At 32.7% G+C, this 17,447-nt stretch carries 12 protein-coding genes and 1 pseudogene; 2 read left to right on the forward strand and 11 right to left on the reverse strand.

Features of this window, described 5'->3' with window-relative positions:
• The 4 genes and pseudogenes from Q1A15_RS20140 to Q1A15_RS20155 all read right to left on the reverse strand — a co-directional run.
• A pseudogene (locus tag Q1A15_RS20140) lies at positions 1–346 on the reverse strand (hypothetical protein); the annotation flags it as partial.
• A gap of 11 nt (positions 347–357) precedes the next feature.
• Positions 358–1,833, reverse strand: coding sequence for a RagB/SusD family nutrient uptake outer membrane protein (locus Q1A15_RS20145; RefSeq protein ID WP_299628126.1), 1,476 nt, complete (start codon positions 1,831–1,833; stop codon positions 358–360).
• A gap of 12 nt (positions 1,834–1,845) precedes the next feature.
• On the reverse strand, positions 1,846–5,028 hold the full coding sequence (locus Q1A15_RS20150) for a SusC/RagA family TonB-linked outer membrane protein (protein WP_299628128.1): 3,183 nt from the start codon (positions 5,026–5,028) through the stop codon (positions 1,846–1,848).
• A gap of 116 nt (positions 5,029–5,144) precedes the next feature.
• A complete protein-coding gene (locus tag Q1A15_RS20155) occupies positions 5,145–6,236 on the reverse strand; it encodes an energy transducer TonB (protein WP_299628130.1) in 1,092 nt (363 codons plus the stop codon).
• 543 nt (positions 6,237–6,779) lie between these two features.
• Here Q1A15_RS20155 and Q1A15_RS20160 point away from each other — a divergent pair.
• Positions 6,780–7,466 (forward strand): DUF4369 domain-containing protein, encoded by a 687-nt coding sequence (locus Q1A15_RS20160; RefSeq protein WP_299628196.1) that lies wholly within the window; start codon positions 6,780–6,782, stop codon positions 7,464–7,466.
• Entirely contained in the window at positions 7,435–7,827 is a 393-nt protein-coding gene (locus Q1A15_RS20165; protein WP_299628198.1) for a TlpA disulfide reductase family protein, read from the forward strand. The genes Q1A15_RS20160 and Q1A15_RS20165 overlap by 32 nt, the downstream gene beginning before the upstream one ends.
• Before the next feature lie 53 nt (positions 7,828–7,880).
• Here the strand turns inward: Q1A15_RS20165 and ilvA are convergent, their stop codons facing one another.
• From ilvA to Q1A15_RS20200, 7 genes are all read right to left on the reverse strand, one after another.
• Positions 7,881–9,149 (reverse strand): threonine ammonia-lyase IlvA, encoded by a 1,269-nt coding sequence (ilvA, locus tag Q1A15_RS20170; protein ID WP_299628132.1) that lies wholly within the window; start codon positions 9,147–9,149, stop codon positions 7,881–7,883.
• Between the two features lie 3 nt (positions 9,150–9,152).
• Positions 9,153–10,655, reverse strand: a complete 1,503-nt coding sequence (gene ilvC, locus Q1A15_RS20175; RefSeq protein ID WP_299628134.1) for a ketol-acid reductoisomerase — start codon at positions 10,653–10,655, stop codon at positions 9,153–9,155.
• A gap of 13 nt (positions 10,656–10,668) precedes the next feature.
• Complete coding sequence (gene ilvN / locus Q1A15_RS20180) at positions 10,669–11,196, reverse strand: acetolactate synthase small subunit (RefSeq protein WP_299628136.1); 528 nt, start codon at positions 11,194–11,196, stop codon at positions 10,669–10,671.
• A gap of 5 nt (positions 11,197–11,201) precedes the next feature.
• Complete coding sequence (ilvB, locus tag Q1A15_RS20185) at positions 11,202–12,935, reverse strand: biosynthetic-type acetolactate synthase large subunit (protein WP_299628138.1); 1,734 nt, start codon at positions 12,933–12,935, stop codon at positions 11,202–11,204.
• Positions 12,936–12,946: 11 nt separating this feature from the next.
• Positions 12,947–14,623 (reverse strand): dihydroxy-acid dehydratase, encoded by a 1,677-nt coding sequence (gene ilvD / locus Q1A15_RS20190; protein WP_095073025.1) that lies wholly within the window; start codon positions 14,621–14,623, stop codon positions 12,947–12,949.
• A 1-nt stretch (position 14,624) separates the two neighbouring features.
• Positions 14,625–15,512, reverse strand: a complete 888-nt coding sequence (locus tag Q1A15_RS20195; RefSeq protein WP_299628142.1) for a branched-chain amino acid transaminase — start codon at positions 15,510–15,512, stop codon at positions 14,625–14,627.
• A gap of 470 nt (positions 15,513–15,982) precedes the next feature.
• Positions 15,983–17,446 carry a glutamate synthase subunit beta gene (locus tag Q1A15_RS20200; RefSeq protein WP_299628145.1) on the reverse strand — a complete coding sequence of 488 codons (1,464 nt, stop codon included), beginning with the start codon at positions 17,444–17,446 and terminating at the stop codon, positions 15,983–15,985.
• Position 17,447 lies beyond the last annotated feature (1 nt).

Raw genomic sequence — 17,447 nt, forward strand, 5'->3', positions numbered from 1 at the left:
TAAAAGAAACTACCAATTCTTGTATTACTTCTGTTTTTAATCCGCCTACATTAAAAGCCTCTATTTTTACATTGTATATCCCTTCTGCATAAGTATGATCAACACTTTGACCAGCTTCGACATCAGCAAAATCAGTAGTACCATCTCCAAAGTAAATTTTAAAACTATTTGCACCATCAGCTGTTGGTGTAATCGTTACTAATCCTGTATTATCTTGTGTAATAGCGTAGGTTGCAGCAACATTACTTGGAGCAACAATACTATCAGCAAAAGACAAGTCTCTATCTTCTTCTATACAGCCTGTAAAAAATAACAAGCCTAATATGATATAATATATTTTCTTCATAATCTTACGTTTTATTGCTCTGAACATGTAGAACTTGAATATCCTTTATTTTGACACCAATTATTTCCTGCCAATTCAATTTCAATTCTTGGAATAGGGAATAATTCATTTTTATCTGTAGTAAATCCTGGGATTGTAGCTGTTTCACCCGTACGCACTTGATCAAAGAAACGATGACCTTCTCCTGCTAATTCTAATCTTCTTTCTTGTAAAATATTGGCAAGTGTTGCTGTAATTCTATTCGTAGTATTTCCAAAAGCTCTGTCTCGTACCCGATCTAAATAAATTTGTGCACTACCTGCACTTCCTCCTTGTACATGAGCTTCTGCTGCCATCAATAAAACATCAGCAAAACGAATTGCTCTGTAATTATTACTGTGTGTTAAATGCGGATCTGGAGCATTTCCTTCAGCAAAAGGAATATATTTAAAATTAAAATATCCGTTATGATCATGACCAACTGTAAATGTTACATCTGGCCTAGTTGCAACAAAATCGTTAATATTAAAAAAGGTAGCCGCTTGTCTTGTATCTCCTGCTTGATATGCATTTACAATAGCCAAACTCGGAATATTAAAGCTAAAACCATCTGCATACGGAGCATAATTTCCACTTCTGAATCTTGGTCCCATAAAACCAACGGCGATATTACCTTCGACACATTGGAAACATCCGAAACCACCACCTTCTTGTCCGAAATACTGAATTTCAAAAACAGATTCTGAGTTGTTTTCATTCTGATTAGAAAAGATCATTGCAAAATCTGTTACCAAACTGTACTGACCAGAATTAATAACTAAATCGAAAGTTTGAGCAGCATCTGAATATTTCTCTTGATATAGATATACTTTACCCAATAGAGCCAAAGCTGCCCCTCTCGTGGCTCTACCAGGTTGTGATTGTTGCCAAGGTAAAATATTGGCAACCTCAAATAAATCTCTTTCTAATTGTGTATAAATTTCTTCTTTAGTTGATTTGTTTATAGATTGAGCTTCTTCTATACTTATTCTTTTATCTAAGTACATTGGCACTCCTCCAAAAAATTTCACTAATTCAAAATAGTAATACGATCTTAAAAACTTGGTTTCTGCAAGTACTTGATTTTTTCGATCGAAATCTGTTTTGTCTTTAAATTCAATAATATAATTTGCTCGACTTATTCCGGCATACATCCATTGAAATATATTTCGTAAAGCTCCATTATCTGGATTATGCGTCATATCATCTATTTGTTGCCAATCTAAAACATCAGTAGGATTTTCTCCTCCACATAAACTATTGTCTGAAGCAATTTCTCCTAATATTTGATTCAAATACGTAGTAGATAATAAATCATAAACTCCTATTAATGCATTTTCATAATCTTCAGCAGAATTAAAAAAGTTCTCTGTATTTTCTTGTCCTGGTGGTAAAACTTCTAAGTAATCATCACAACCAAATAGTGTAACAAATACTACTACCATTATTAATTTTATAGTGTTCTTCATGGTTTTGCTGATTTAAAATGAAACTTTAATTCCTGTAATAAACATTCTAGGCTGTGGATACTGACCTAAATCTACTCCTGCTCCAATTGCGCTTGCATTTGTGATATCAGGATCGTAACCTCTATACTTTGTGAAAGTGTATAAATTGTTTATTGAAAAATACAGTCGTAAAAAGTCGATTCCTTTAATTTGATCTGGACTAAGTGTGTAGCCAAATTGTACATTTTGGATTCTTAAAAATGAACCGTCTTCTACATAAAAAGATGAGAACAATTGATTATTTGCTGCATTTGTAGAAGCTCTCGGTATTTCGTTAGAAGTACCCGGACCTGTCCATCTTCCATTATATAATGATAACTTATTACTGTAGGTTAGAAAACGCTCGTAACTACGTACGATTTCGTTTCCTATAGAAGCATAAAAAGATGCTCCAAAATCGAAACCATAAAATTTAACATTGAAACCTCCACCCATAGTAAAATCTGGAATTGGATCTCCTAAAACCGTTAAATCATTTTCGCTACCAAATTCTATAAATCCATTTCCATCAACATCAACATATTTTAAATCTCCTGGAGCTGCTCCTGGCTGATATTCATCTAAATTTCCATCTCCATCACGATCAACTGCTAATGCATCGATTTCTGCTTGTGTTTGAAAAACTCCATCAGTTTGTAATCCGTAGAAAACACCAATTGGTAATCCGTTTTGCATTCTAGAAGGTCGCTGATTTAATCCGAATAAACCTCCTGGAATAAATCCTGCGTCATTATTAACATCAATTACCGTATTGTTGATTGTTGTGATGTTGTAATTTACATCTAGAGAAACATCATCTGTAAAATAATGTGTGTAGTTTAAAGATAATTCGATTCCGTTATTTTCTACAATTCCTGCATTTACAAAAGGAGCTCCACTACCTGGTGCAGCTGTTCCTAATAACGCTGAAATTTCTGGTACAACTAATAAATCTTCAGTACGTTTATTATAATAATCGAAAGTGAAATTCAAATTATTATCAAAAAAGCCTAAATCGAACCCGATGTTTGTTTGCGTAGTTGTTTCCCATTGAAGATCTGGATTTGAAAGTACTCCAACAGCATTTCCGAAAGACAATACATCGCCAAATGGATATGTTGCATCGCCATTAATTCCTTGAAGTGTTCCTAACCATTGATAAGGATTAATTTTATCGTTACCTACTTGTCCCCAACTTCCTCTTAATTTTAAGTTAGAAACTCCAGTTTCTTCCATAAAATCTTCGTTGTGAATTACCCATCCTCCCGTAAAAGATGGTAAATAAGCAACTCTGTTATTTGGACCAAATCGTGTTGAAGCATCTCTACGTAATATTGCAGAAAACAGATACTTTTCGTTATAATCGTATTGTAAACGAGCAAATATTGACGTGTAACGATCTTCTATTGAGAATGAACTTGAATTTATTGTTTCTCGAATATCATTAGAACCAACATCATCGTCATCAATAATAAATGATTGTGTGTTGAACAAAAATGCGTTTTCCCAAGAATCATTTCCTGTTAAGAATCCTGCTCCGAATAACCCGTTGCTTTGTTCTTTTGTAATGGATAAACCTAATGTGGTTTGAAAATTATGATATTCTCCTAAAGTGAAATCATAATTAAAAAAGTTTTCTGAAATGAATGAAAAGAAATTCTGATTATTTTCATTTACACGACTAAACACATCTCGATCTCCATCTCCGTTTCTGTCTAAATTAAAAGCTCCAGTAACAGGATCTAATTGAACCGTATTTACTACTTTATTTTCTCCATAATATTGCAATGGATTATAACCTCTTGAAAATACATTTGAATAATTAAAACTGTTTCTACTTATTAATTTAAAATTCTTAAACAAATCGTATTCTAACTCTATTTTACCCGTAAATCGATTCACTTTAGTTTCATTGTAAGTATTATCGATTACAGCAAACGGATTTACGATTTCGTTTCCTTGTTCTGTACCGATATAAGAAAAACCACGTGACGGTCCGGAACCATCTGTACCGTCAAAAATCGGAGTTAACGGCGAAGCATTTGTAGCATAATACAAAATTGAACCTCTACTTCCTTCAGGAATTGCTCTTCTTTTTGTATTAGTGTATAACAATAAGGTATTTAACTTTAATTTCTTAGTTAAATTCAATCCTAGATTACTTCTAATTGTAGCTCTTGAAAAATTTGATTTGCTTGGCGCAATAATTCCTTGTTGATCTAGAAAACTACCACTAATATTAAAGTTATATGTTTCTCCTCCTCCAGAAGCCCCGATATGATGTGTTGTCATTGTTGCTGTTTCAAACAACTCATCTTGCCAATCGGTAACTGTATTTATATTTTGAAGTTGAAAAGGAATTGTTCCTCCATCTGCCGCTACAGTTTCATTTACAAGCGCAGCATATTCTAATCCACCTAATAAATTCAGTTTTTTGGTAGTTTCTTGTAGAGTTAAAGTAGAATTATACGTGAATTTTGTTTCGGTATTATTCGTACCAGATTTTGTAGTGATTAGAATTACTCCATTCGCACCTCTTACTCCATATATTGCTGTACTTGCATCTTTAATGATATCGATTTTTTCAATATCGTTCGGATCTATAATACTCAAATCTGGTCCTATTTGCACTCCGTCAACAAGTACTAATGGTGAATTATCTCCATTAGTTGTAATTCCTCTAATTCGAATATTATACGAAGATCCTGGAGAACCAGAATTTGACGATACTTGAACTCCCGCAGTTCTTCCTTGTAAGGCTTGTTCTATTCGTTGCGGATTGTTCTTTTCTATTTCCTCAGGTTTAATTGTTCCATAAGCACCTGAAACCAACTCTTTTCGTTTAGAACCATAACCAATAATTACTACTTCATTTAAAAAACTAGACTCGGTGTCTATTTCTAACTCAACATCTATAATAGAACTTGTTACCACTACTGTTTTTTTAACATAACCTGGATAACTAAATTCTAAAACCTTTCCGATAGCTGCCTTTATTATATAACTTCCATCGAATTCAGTTTCAGCAGTTACAGAAGATTGTTTGAGTAAAATAAATACTCCGGGTAAAGGTTCTCTTGTTATTTCATCTAATACTTTACCCTTTACTTCTATATCTTGGGCAAACGACATCAATGAAAGACACAACAAACTAAAAATTGTAAATAGTTTTTTCATATGTAAGGTGTAATTGATTTAAAACTTGTTTGAGTTTTAGGGGAAATAGAGTGTATAGTCAGACAACATCTAAGAAATTAGATGCTATCTGCATATACTTTAAAATTGTTATTTATTTAGTGTAACTTGAAATCAATCGGAAATGAATATGAAGTATTAACATTCTTTCCTTCTTTTTTCCCTGGTTTTAATCTTGGTAGTTTTTCAACAAATCTTGTAGCTGCAACTTCTAGAATTTTTGCATTCTCTGGTCCATTTGCAGTAATATTAACCACATTACCTTTTTTATCTACTACAAAATTCACGATTACATTCCCTTCTAAGTTTTTCATTTTAGCTTCTTCAGGATATGCAAAATAACTTTGAATGTGTTTAATTAAACTTTCATTAAAACACGTGATTGAATCGTCTTTTGATTTTTTACAAGAATCGAATTGAGGAATTTCATCTAATGACGAAAAACTATAAATTGATTCTTTAATTTTTCCATCTTTAGACTTTCTAATGTTAGTAGGTCTTTTTCCTGGAATTTTAAATGTTATCGGTAATCCGTATTTTACAGAAACCTTAGTACCATTATGTTCTCCCGGCATAAACTTCGGAAGTTTTTTAATAATACGTTTTGCTTCTTTTCCTAATAAATCTCCTTTATAAGGTGAAACGATTTTTAAATTTTCTACGCTCCCGTCTTTACCAATAGAGAAATGCGCATATACTCTACCCTGTATACCTCTTTCATAGGCACTAACTGGGTATTTTAAATTTTTCTTGATATGAGTACGTAATTTTACTTTAAAACAACGCTCCTGACTATAAATAGGAACAGATTTACAACTCTCAAAAAGCGGAATTTGATCTACATAATCGAAAGGAAGTACACTCGGAACTTCTTCTTTATTAACATCTACTAAAGAATTAACTATGTTAACTTTCTTTTTTATAGAAGCTAATTTGTGTGAATACGTTTTGCTAGAAGATATACCTGTGGCTTTATCTCTCTTTCGAATTACTCTTCTTCTTGAAGTAACTTGAACGGTAACTTTTTGTGCTTTATTATCGGTATTTCTTTCGATAGAGCACTTTGTAATACTGTTTAGATCTAAAACTGGATCGTCAACAGAATTTGTACATGTCTGTGAAGACTGGGGACTGACATTGACTATATACAATAGTAATAGAAGTGTCGAAAACTTTAGTTTTTTATTCATGATACGGGGGGTTAAATGTTTAAATGAAACTAATTTTTTCTTTAAAATCTATAAGAAAATAATAAGAACTTATGTTAATTAAAATGAAGTAATAATCATTAACTCACATTTTAACAACTCTACTAATATACTAATTAACAATGTATTAAAAAAGATATATTTTAAAAAAATGACAAAAAAATAGCCAAAACACTATAAAATCGTGATTTTTTTAACGGTTGTAAAGTATATGAAGTCTTTTCTCTTTAAATTTAGAGAACATATGGTTAACTACCTTAAACTTCACTATTTTATTTATTAAAGCTATGAACAATAAAACTGAAGAATCAACTAAAAACAATTAATTATGTTAGAACAATTTACTGATTTTGAATTAACAAATCCTCATTTTATTTATGGAGGATATGATACTGGTGGAAATGATGATATATCCGCTGAAGAATTTAATCAAGGTTAAATAGATTTTTTCCATACAAGAAATTACACTTCTTCTATATCAAACAAATAATAAAATATCTTTTTATAACTAGTCTTCTTTTTATAATTAGTAGTTGTACTACAAAAGACAAAGATCAATATCATTTTAAAGCTAATATTGAAAATATTACAGAAAACGCTAACGTATTATTATTTAACTATGATATTATGAAAGTAGTAGATTCTACTACAGTTAAAGATGGAATAATAGAATTCAAAGGAACTACTAAGTATCCTTTCGAAGCAGCAATACGTGTAGTGGAAGATACATTAACTGTTCTATTTTGGATGGAACATAATAAAGTAACACTCAATACTTCTAAAGAGATAGCTAAAAAACTAGGACTGAATTATAATCTAGAAGTTAGAGGAGGAAAAATTAATGAAGCTTTAAAACAGTACACTAACAAAATAAAACCATTTCATAAAAGATATACCGATTTATACAATAACAATAAAGATACTCTCAATAAAAAACAAAAGCTTAATCAACTATTAAATAAACAGATCGATGCTTCTTATGATTTTTTCATTGACAACCCTAACAATTACTTTTCTCTAGACGAATTAATTAAATTAAAACATAATTATTCTAAAGAATTATTAGAGAACTATTATAACAAATTATCAAAAGACTTACAACAATCTCCAAAAGGAAAACTTTTAAAAGATTATATTTTATCGTCTGGAGTGCAAATAGGTGATTTAGCTCCTAATCATTATTACAAAAGACTTACAAGGAAAAACAGTTAAACTTTCTGACTTTAAAGGAAAATATGTATTACTTAATTTTTGGGCTGCATGGTGTTCACCTTGTGTTAAAAAGATGCAACAATTTCCAGAGTTAGAAAAAAAGTATAAAGACAAAGACCTTGTTGTTTTTAATTTTTCTTTTGATGTTGGTCACGAAGAATGGAAATCTATGAGCGAACAATTACAGTTGAAATCTATTAATACATCTAACTTAAAAAATATGAGCAGAAGTAAAACTGCTTTTAATTATGGAGTGGAATCAATTCCTTCAGGCTTTATAATAAGTCCAGAAGGAAAAATTATAAAACATATAAACTTTGATGATAATCTATTTGAGGAAGTTAAAAAATTAATTAAGTAATCTTTACAAGAAAAAAAGCCAAGTTTTAAACTTGGCTTTAACTATTTAAATAATTACACAAGAAACTCAAAAAGATTAGGCTTGTCGTTGAGATATTCTCCGTAGAAATTCAATCTTTTCATTCTTTCAATTAGAGGATGTAAATCTTTACTATCTACCAATTCAATACCTACAACTGCTGGTCCGTTTTCTCGAGTTGTTTTTTTAGAATATTCAAAAAAAGTAATGTCATCGTTTTCTCCTAAAACATTCATTACAAATTCTTTTAGAGCTCCTGCTCTCTGTGGGAAACGTATGATGAAATAGTGTTTCAATCCGTTATGAAGCAACGCACGTTCTTTAATTTCAGCAGTTCTAGTAATATCATTATTACTTCCGCTAATCACACAAACGATATTTTTTCCTGCTAACTCATCTTTAAATTGATGTAATGCACTTACCGTTAAGGCTCCTGCAGGCTCAACAACTATCGCTTCCTTATTATACATTTCTAATATAGTTTGACAAACTTGACCTTCAGGTACAGTTATCATTCCATCTAAATTTTCAGTACAAATTTGATGTGTTAATGTTCCTACTTGTTGTACAGCTGCACCATCAACAAACTTATCGATATCGTGTAACTTAATAGGCAAACCTTTGGTTAACGCTTCTTTCATTGAAGGCGCTCCAGCAGGTTCTACACCGATAATTTTTGTGTGAGGAGAAAGATATTTAAAAACTGAAGATAATCCAGAAGCTAAACCTCCCCCTCCTACTGGCACAAAAACGTAATCGATAGCAGTATTGGACTGATTAATAATTTCCAATCCTACTGTACCTTGCCCTTCAATTACCTTTTCGTCATCAAAAGGATGAACGAAAGTGATATTATTATGATCTGCAAAAGTTCTAGCACTTGTGTAAGAATCATCGAAAGTATCACCAACTAATTCAATTTTCACATATGAACCTCCAAACATTCGAACTTGCTCTACTTTTTGTTTTGGAGTTGGAGCTGGCATGAAAATAGTTCCTGATATTTCTTTTTTACGACAAGCTAAAGCTACTCCTTGTGCATGATTTCCTGCACTTGCGCAAACAATTCCTTTTTCAACTTCTTTAGCAGTTAAGGAATTAATCTTGTTATACGCTCCTCTAATTTTGTAAGAACGTACTTGCTGAAGATCTTCTCGTTTTAAAAATATATTTGCATTAAATGTATTAGAAAGATTATAATTTTCTTGCAACGGCGTTACCGCTGCCACACCTTTGAGTGTAACAGCAGCTTTTTGAATTGCCGATAATTCTGGAAAATATATCTTCTTTACTGTAGTTTTCATAGATTACGATAACACCAATTCTGATGCTAGTTTTTCTTCTTTTATTGCTTTCATAGCTGTCATTGCTTCTCTTAAACGTTCTCCTACTTCTTCAATAGGGTGATTTCTAATCGCTTTATTAACCTTAATCAATTCTGCATTATCTACACTATTAGATGAACTAAAATTCTTTCCTACTAAATCAGTTGTTACTGTAGTCATAAAATCTTGTAACAATGGTTTAGCTGCATGATCGAATAAATAACAACCATACTCAGCAGTATCAGAAATAATTCGGTTCATTTCATATAATTTCTTTCTTGCAACAGTATTCGCTATTAAAGGAAGCTCATGTAAAGACTCGTAATATGCAGACTCTTCAATAATTCCTGAAGCAACCATAGTTTCAAAAGCTAATTCTACTCCCGATTTCACAAAAGCAACCAATAATGTTCCTTTGTCAAAATAATCTTGTTCAGAAACTGCAACTTCAGTAGCTTCTGTTTTTTCGAAACCAGTTTCGGCAGTATCAGCTCTCCAAGTCAATAAATTTTTATCATCATTTCCCCAATCTTCCATCATCTTAGATGAAAAATGACCAGACATAATATCGTCCATATGTTTTTCAAACAATGGTCTTAAAATATCTTTTAATTCTTCTGATAAATGATATGCTTTAATTTTCGCTGGATTTGATAAACGATCCATCATATTTGTAATTCCACCATGCTTTAATGCTTCTGTAATGGTTTCCCATCCGAACTGAATCAATTTACTGGCAAAATGTGGTTCTACACCATCTGCTACAATTTTATCAAAACATAGAATTGATGCTGTTTGTAATACTCCACATAAAATCGTTTGCTCTCCCATTAAATCAGATTTTACCTCAGCCACAAAAGAAGATTCTAAAACTCCAGCTCTATGTCCACCTGTTGCATAAGCATAAGCTTTAGCTTCAGCTAATCCTTTTCCTTGAGGATCATTTGCTGGATGCACAGCAATTAAAGTTGGTACTCCAAAACCTCTTTTATATTCTTCACGAACTTCACTACCAGGACATTTTGGAGCTACCATAATCACTGTTAAATCTTTACGAACTTGTGTTCCTTCTTCAACAATATTAAATCCATGAGAATACGATAGTGTTGCGCCTTCTTTCATTAAAGGCATTACAGCTTTTACTACATTGCTGTGTTGTTTGTCTGGTGTTAAATTACACACTAAATCTGCAGACGGAATTAACTCATCGTAAGTTCCTACTACAAAATTATTCTCCATTGCATTTTTATACGATTGACGTTGCTCTTTAATTGAATTTTCACGTAAAGCATACGAAACATCTAAACCAGAATCTCGCATGTTTAAACCTTGGTTTAAACCTTGTGCTCCACAACCTACAATCACTACTTTTTTACCTTCAAGTGCTTTGATACCTTCAGAAAACTCAGCAGATTCCATAAATCTACATTTTCCTAATTGCTCTAATTGCTCTCTTAATGATAATTGATTAAAATAATTTTTCATGACTCGTAAGTTTTTATTTTTTAATTGATTCTAATAGTTCTGATACAGGCATTTCTTCTTTTGTAATTGCAATTCGACCTGATCGAACAAATTGCTTAATTCCATGTTTGTTAAGTAAATGATATAACTCTTCTACCTCTTCTTTTGTTCCTGATTTTTCTAAAACAAAAAAGTCTTTATTAATGTTAATCACTCTTGATTTACTACTGTTGATTACCTTCTGAATTTCATCGTTTTCAGTAAGTAAATCTGTACGCAACTTGAATAAACATGATTCTTGATACACAGTTTCTTCGTCAGTATGACAAAAGGCTTTAATCACTTCTATTTGCTTTTCTAACTGACCTAAAATCTTTTGCATTTGATCTTCTGCTATTCTAACCAATAGCGTAATTCTCGATACACTTTTTATTTCAGATTTTGATACATTGACACTCTCTAAATTGATATGTCTTCTTTGAAATATTGCTGAAATTCTATTTAGAACTCCAATGTTATTTTCAGTATATATAGATACGGTATACGTTTGCTTTTCACTCATAATTCTTAACTTAATCTTACCTCTGAAACTGATGACCCTGTGGGTATCATTGGAAATACATTATCTTCTTTCTCTACACACACTTCTAAGAAAAATGCTTCTTCTGATGCCATCATTTCTGAAACTGCATCAGCTAACTCCTCTCGTTGTGTTACTCTCTTAGCATCGATATGATATCCTTTAGCAATGGCTACAAAATCTGGATTTGTCATCGTTGTTGATGCATATCTTTTATCGAAAAATAATTGTTGCCATTGACGAACCATTCCTAAGAATTCGTTATTTAATACCACAATTTTAACCGCTGCTTTTGTTTGTAAAATTGTTCCCAACTCTTGGATTGTCATTTGGTAACCACCGTCTCCAATTACTGCAACAACTTCTCGCTCAGGAGTTCCCATTTTTGCACCAATTGCCGCTGGTAAAGCAAACCCCATAGTTCCTAAACCACCTGAAGTAATATTACTTTTGCTCTTGTTGAAATTCGCATATCGACAAGCAATCATTTGATGCTGACCCACATCTGTAACTACAATAGCATTTCCTTCAGAAGCATTATTAATTTCTTTAATTACTTCACCCATGGTTAAACCATCTTTTGTAGGATATAAATCTTTCTTGATGACTTTGTCGAACTCAATTGCATCGTGATCTCTAAATTCTTGTAACCAAGACTTATGTTCATTATCTTTTAGGTACGGAAGTATTGCTTGTAAACTTTCTTTCGCATTCCCTAAAACTGCAACATCTGCTTTTACATTTTTATTAATCTCTGCGGGATCAATTTCAAAATGAACAACCTTAGCCTGTGTTGCATAACGACTTAAATCACCCGTTACACGATCATCAAATCGCATTCCTACAGCAATTAAAACGTCACATTCATTCGTTAATCGGTTAGGTCCATAATTTCCATGCATTCCAACCATTCCAACATTTAATTCATGAGAAGTTGGTAAGGCAGATAAACCTAAAAGTGTCCATGCAGAAGGGATTCCAGCTTTTTCAATAAATGCTTTAAACTCTTCTTCTGCTTCACCTAATATTACTCCTTGTCCAAAAATTACCATTGGTTTTTTAGCTCCATTAATTAGGTTTGCCGCTTCTTTCACAGCATTTACATCTAATTCTGGTACAGGCTGGTAACTACGTACAGCTGTACAAGCTTCGTAAGAAAACTCAAACTTTTCGAACTGAGCATTTTTTGTAATATCAATTAAAACTGGCCCAGGTCTACCCGAACGAGCGATATAAAAAGCTTTTGCGAAAACCTCTGGGATTTCTGAAGCTTTAGTTATTTGATAATTCCATTTGGTAACAGGTGTAGAAATACCAACGATATCTGTTTCTTGAAATGCATCTGTTCCTAATAAATGTTCTGCAACCTGACCTGTAATACAAACCATTGGTGTAGAATCAATCTGAGCATCTGCAATTCCTGTAATTAAATTTGTTGCTCCGGGTCCGGAAGTTGCAATTGCAACACCAACTTTACCTGTAGCTCTAGCATAACCTTGAGCTGCATGTGTTGCTCCTTGTTCATGACGAGTTAAAACATGATTTAATTCTTTTTGATATTTATACAATTCATCATAAACAGGCATAATTGCTCCACCTGGATATCCGTATAACAAATCGACTCCTTCTGCCAACAAACATTTTATGACTGCCTCTGCACCAGAAATTGTCACACTAGTTTTTACACTCTGCTCTTTAACTTTTTTTGTTCTAGTTTCCATGTTGTTGCTATTTAAAATTCATCTGTTACACATCCATTAGATGCGGATGCTACTGTTCTTGCATATTTATAAAGTACTCCTCTGTTTACTTTTAATGGAGGAGCTTTCCATTCTTTTCTTCTAGCTTCCAGTTCTTCATCAGAAACTTCAAGATTAATTGTATTCGTTTGCGCATTAATAGAAATTACATCTCCATCTTTTACCAATGCAATTACTCCACCTTCTTGAGCTTCAGGAGTAATATGACCAACTACAAATCCGTGAGTTCCGCCAGAAAATCTACCATCTGTAATTAATGCAACCTCTTTTCCTAATCCAGCTCCCATAATAGCAGCTGTTGGTTTTAACATTTCTGGCATTCCTGGTCCGCCTTTCGGTCCTTCATAACGAATTACAACTACATCACCTTTTTGTACTTCTCCATTTTTAATTCCATCGTTAGCTGCAAATTCACCTTCATAAACTTTAGCTTTTCCAGAGAAAAACAATCCTTCCTTACCAGTAATTTTTGCTACAGATCCATCTTTAGCAAGATTTCCGTATAACATTCTTAAATGCCCAGTTTCTTTAATTGGATTATCAACAGACTTTATTACTTCTTGTCCGTTGGTAAGACTTGGAACTTCTATTAAGTTTTCAGCTAAAGTTTTCCCCGTAACTGTTAAACAGTCTCCATGCAACAATCCTTTTTCTAAAAGATATTTTAACACTGCTGGCGTTCCTCCAACTCTATGCACGTCTTCCATTAAGTATTGTCCACTTGGTTTTAAATCAGCTAGAAAAGGAGTTTCATCTGAAATACGTTGGAAATCTTCCAATGTAAATTTCACATCTGCTGCTTTAGCAATAGCCAAAAAATGTAAAACAGCATTTGTAGAACCTCCCATTACAGTTACCAAACGAACTGCATTTTCTAGTGATTTCTTTGTAACAATATCTGAGGGTTTAATGTCTTTTTCTAATAACACACGAAGTGCTTCTCCTGCTTTTATTGACTCTTCTTCTTTATTATTACTAATCGCAGGATTTGAAGAATTGTAAGGTAAACTCATACCTAAAGCTTCAATAGCTGAAGCCATTGTATTTGCAGTATACATACCTCCACAAGCTCCAGCTCCAGGAATTGCTTTTTCTATCACACTCTGATATTCATTTTGTGTAATAGTTCCTGCAACTTTACTTCCCCAAGCTTCAAAAGCAGAAACGATATCTAGTTTTTTGCCTTCATGACAACCAGAAGCAATTGTTCCACCATACACTAAAACTGACGGTCTATTTAAACGTAACATTGCCATTAGGGCTCCAGGCATATTTTTATCACACCCAACAACAGTTACCAAACCATCGTATGACATTGCTTGCACTACAGTTTCCATAGAATCTGCAATTACATCTCGTGACGGTAAAGAATAACGCATACCTGGCGTTCCCATAGAAATTCCATCAGAAACTCCGATGGTATTAAAAATCAAACCAACCAAGTCTACATTTTTCGTTCCTTGCTTTACCAATTTGGCCAAGTCGTTTAAATGCATGTTACAAGGATTTCCTTCGTATCCTGTACTTGCAATTCCTACAAAAGGTTTCTTTAAATCTTCGTGAGTTAACCCTAATGCATGTAACATTGCTTGTGCTGCGGGTTGTGTATCGTCTTGAGTTACTCGTTTACTAAATTTGTTCAATTCCATTTTAAAGTGCTTTTTCATGTACTCTTTCTTCTAGTACTTCTGCTTTATATAGTTTCATTAAATTATGTCCGTGTGATGTTTTCCAATCCATTGGAAATTGATATTCATCTATAGATTCTAAGCCTACTACTTCCGCCGCTGTTCCTGTGAAAAAACATGCATCTGCAGTTTTTAATTCATCTAATGTGAAATGTTTTTCTTCTACTGGAATTCCTTCTTCTCTACATAAATCGATTACTGTAGCTCTAGTAATTCCTGCCATAATATGGCCTCTTGGTGGAGTATATATTTTCCCATCTTTTTCCATGAAGATGTTAGCACCTGAACATTCAGCTACATTTCCATTCATATCTAATAATAAAGCTTCATCGTATCCTTGACTTTTCACTTCATTTGTAGATAAAATTGAGTTTACATAATGTCCTGTTACTTTAGCTTCTACGAAACAAGAATTTGGATTTGGACGTTGAAATTTTGATGTTTTAACTCGAAGTAATTTATCACCCATTAATTTTGCCCAATTCCAGCATTGTATTACAACATTCGTTTCTAATGAAGTTGTTAATCCCATGTTAGCCCCAGCGTAAACTAGAGGTCTTATATAAGCGTCTTCTAACTTATTTAATTCTAAAAGTTTGTAGGTTATTTCTGTTAATTCTTCTTCTGAATAATTAAACTGCAAGCCCATGACATCAATTCCATATTTTAAGCGTTTGTAATGTTCATAAGACTTAAAAATCTTTGCTCCATTTTTGGTTTTGTAAGATCTAACACCTTCAAAAACTCCATTACCGTAATGTAAGCTTTGACTGTATGTATTCATTTTAGCATCAGTTGCTTTTATGAATTCACCATTAAAAAAAACTACACTTTGTTCATCGAAATACATGCTTCTTTATTTATGATTCTAATTTATTTTATCCTTTTTTTATTCTTTTTTAAAAACTTTTAAACTCATGATTTTTAAGTAATTAAAAACAAATTTAAAAACCTAAAAATCAATAACTTAAACACCATTCAAGACGATAATCAATAGTCAAAAAAAAAGCCTGTATCAACTAGTTGATACAGGCTTTTTTAAACAATAGCTATCTATATCAACTCGGTGGTGAGCTAATAATGACAATGCTAATAATGATGTTTAAAAATCTATTCATGTGTTTAAATCAAAAAAGGCTTCCTAAATATTAGGAAGCCTTTGTATATATTCTTTAAATTTATAGTATCACTTCCTCTATCCTTGTGAAATAATAATCACAACGACAATAATAGAAATGATATTTAAAATTCTTGTATTCATCTGATACGGCAAATATTGTTATTTTTTTTTGAATAATCCTAATATTATTTTCAAAAACATTACGCACTCAACAAATCGTTACTATCTTTTAATGGTAAACTTGAGCTTCCCATTAGGAATGCATCGACATGGTGAGCAGCTTGTCTTCCTTCAGAAATTGCCCAAACAATAAGTGACTGACCTCTACGCATATCGCCAGCTGTAAAGATTTTTGGCACATTAGTTTGATAGTTATTTATACTCGCTTTTATATTAGATCGATAATCTAAATCTAAATTCAATAACTCTGGCAAAGTTTTTTCTGGACCAGTAAATCCAAGAGCTAAAAAGACCAAATCGCAAGGCCAAGTTTTTTCTGTTCCTTCGATTTCTATTAACTGAGGACGTTCACCTGGAATTATTTTCCATTCTACCTCAACTGTTTTTAAAGCAGTTAATTCACCTTTATCATTTTTTACAAACTCTTTGGTATTTATCAACCAATTACGATCGCAACCTTCTTCGTGAGAAGAACTTGTTTTTAGTTGCAAAGGCCAAAATGGCCAAGGTGTTTTAATACTTCTAGCCTTAGGTGGTTTTGGCATAATTTCGAAGTTCGTTACTGATTTTGCTCCATGTCTATTTGAAGTTCCGATACAATCTGAACCAGTATCTCCTCCACCAATTACGATAACATCTTTACCTTCTGCACTAATAATTTCACTCTCTAAATCAGAGTTAAATAAGGCTTTAGTCTGCTTAGTTAAGAAATCCATAGCTTGATGCACACCTTTTGCATCACTTCCAGGAATATTTAATCCTCTAGCTTTTGTTGCTCCTCCGCATAAAACCACTGCATCAAATTCATTTAGTTTTTCTACTGGAACAGTAACACCAATATTAGCATTTGTTTTGAAAGTAATACCTTCTGCTTCTAGAATCTTAACTCTTCTGTCTATAACTTCTTTTTCTAATTTAAAGTTAGGAATTCCGTAACGTAGTAATCCACCTATTTTATCTTCTCTTTCGAATACCGTAACTGAATGCCCTGCTCTGTTTAATTGTTGAGCAGCTGCTAATCCTGCTGGACCTGATCCAACAACAGCTACAGTTTTTCCTGTTCTAAAGTTTGGTAATTTCGGTTTTATCCAACCTTTTTCAAAACCTTTCTCTACGATATACTTTTCAGTATTTTCAATAGATACAGGTTGATCTATTATTCCTAAAACACAAGCTTTTTCACAAGGAGCTGGACATAATCTTCCTGTAAATTCTGGGAAGTTATTTGTAGAATGTAAAATATCTAAAGCTTTTTTCCATTCTCCTTTATGCACCATATCGTTAAAATCAGGAATTAAATTCCCTAACGGACAACCGCTATGACAAAATGGAATTCCACAATCCATACAACGAGAACCTTGTTTTTGTTGCTCTGTTGCAGATAACGGGCTCGTAAATTCTTTAAAATTTTGTACTCGATCTTTAACAGCAGTATTTACTTCTTGCTTACGTTCGTATTTTTTAAATCCTCCTAATTCTCCCATA

Source organism: uncultured Tenacibaculum sp. (assembly GCF_947495995.1).
GTDB lineage: Bacteria > Bacteroidota > Bacteroidia > Flavobacteriales > Flavobacteriaceae > Polaribacter.

Excerpts from the sequence above, each read along its gene's own strand:
- Q1A15_RS20145 (WP_299628126.1), bottom strand. The coding sequence starts at position 1,833 with ATGAAGAACACTATAAAATTAATAATGGTAGTAGTATTTGTTACACTA.
- Q1A15_RS20150 (WP_299628128.1), bottom strand. The coding sequence starts at position 5,028 with ATGAAAAAACTATTTACAATTTTTAGTTTGTTGTGTCTTTCATTGATG.
- Q1A15_RS20155 (WP_299628130.1), bottom strand. The coding sequence starts at position 6,236 with ATGAATAAAAAACTAAAGTTTTCGACACTTCTATTACTATTGTATATA.
- ilvA (WP_299628132.1), bottom strand. The coding sequence starts at position 9,149 with ATGAAAACTACAGTAAAGAAGATATATTTTCCAGAATTATCGGCAATT.
- ilvC (WP_299628134.1), bottom strand. The coding sequence starts at position 10,655 with ATGAAAAATTATTTTAATCAATTATCATTAAGAGAGCAATTAGAGCAA.
- ilvN (WP_299628136.1), bottom strand. The coding sequence starts at position 11,196 with ATGAGTGAAAAGCAAACGTATACCGTATCTATATATACTGAAAATAAC.
- ilvB (WP_299628138.1), bottom strand. The coding sequence starts at position 12,935 with ATGGAAACTAGAACAAAAAAAGTTAAAGAGCAGAGTGTAAAAACTAGT.
- ilvD (WP_095073025.1), bottom strand. The coding sequence starts at position 14,623 with ATGGAATTGAACAAATTTAGTAAACGAGTAACTCAAGACGATACACAA.
- Q1A15_RS20195 (WP_299628142.1), bottom strand. The coding sequence starts at position 15,512 with ATGTATTTCGATGAACAAAGTGTAGTTTTTTTTAATGGTGAATTCATA.
- Q1A15_RS20200 (WP_299628145.1), bottom strand. The coding sequence starts at position 17,446 with ATGGGAGAATTAGGAGGATTTAAAAAATACGAACGTAAGCAAGAAGTA.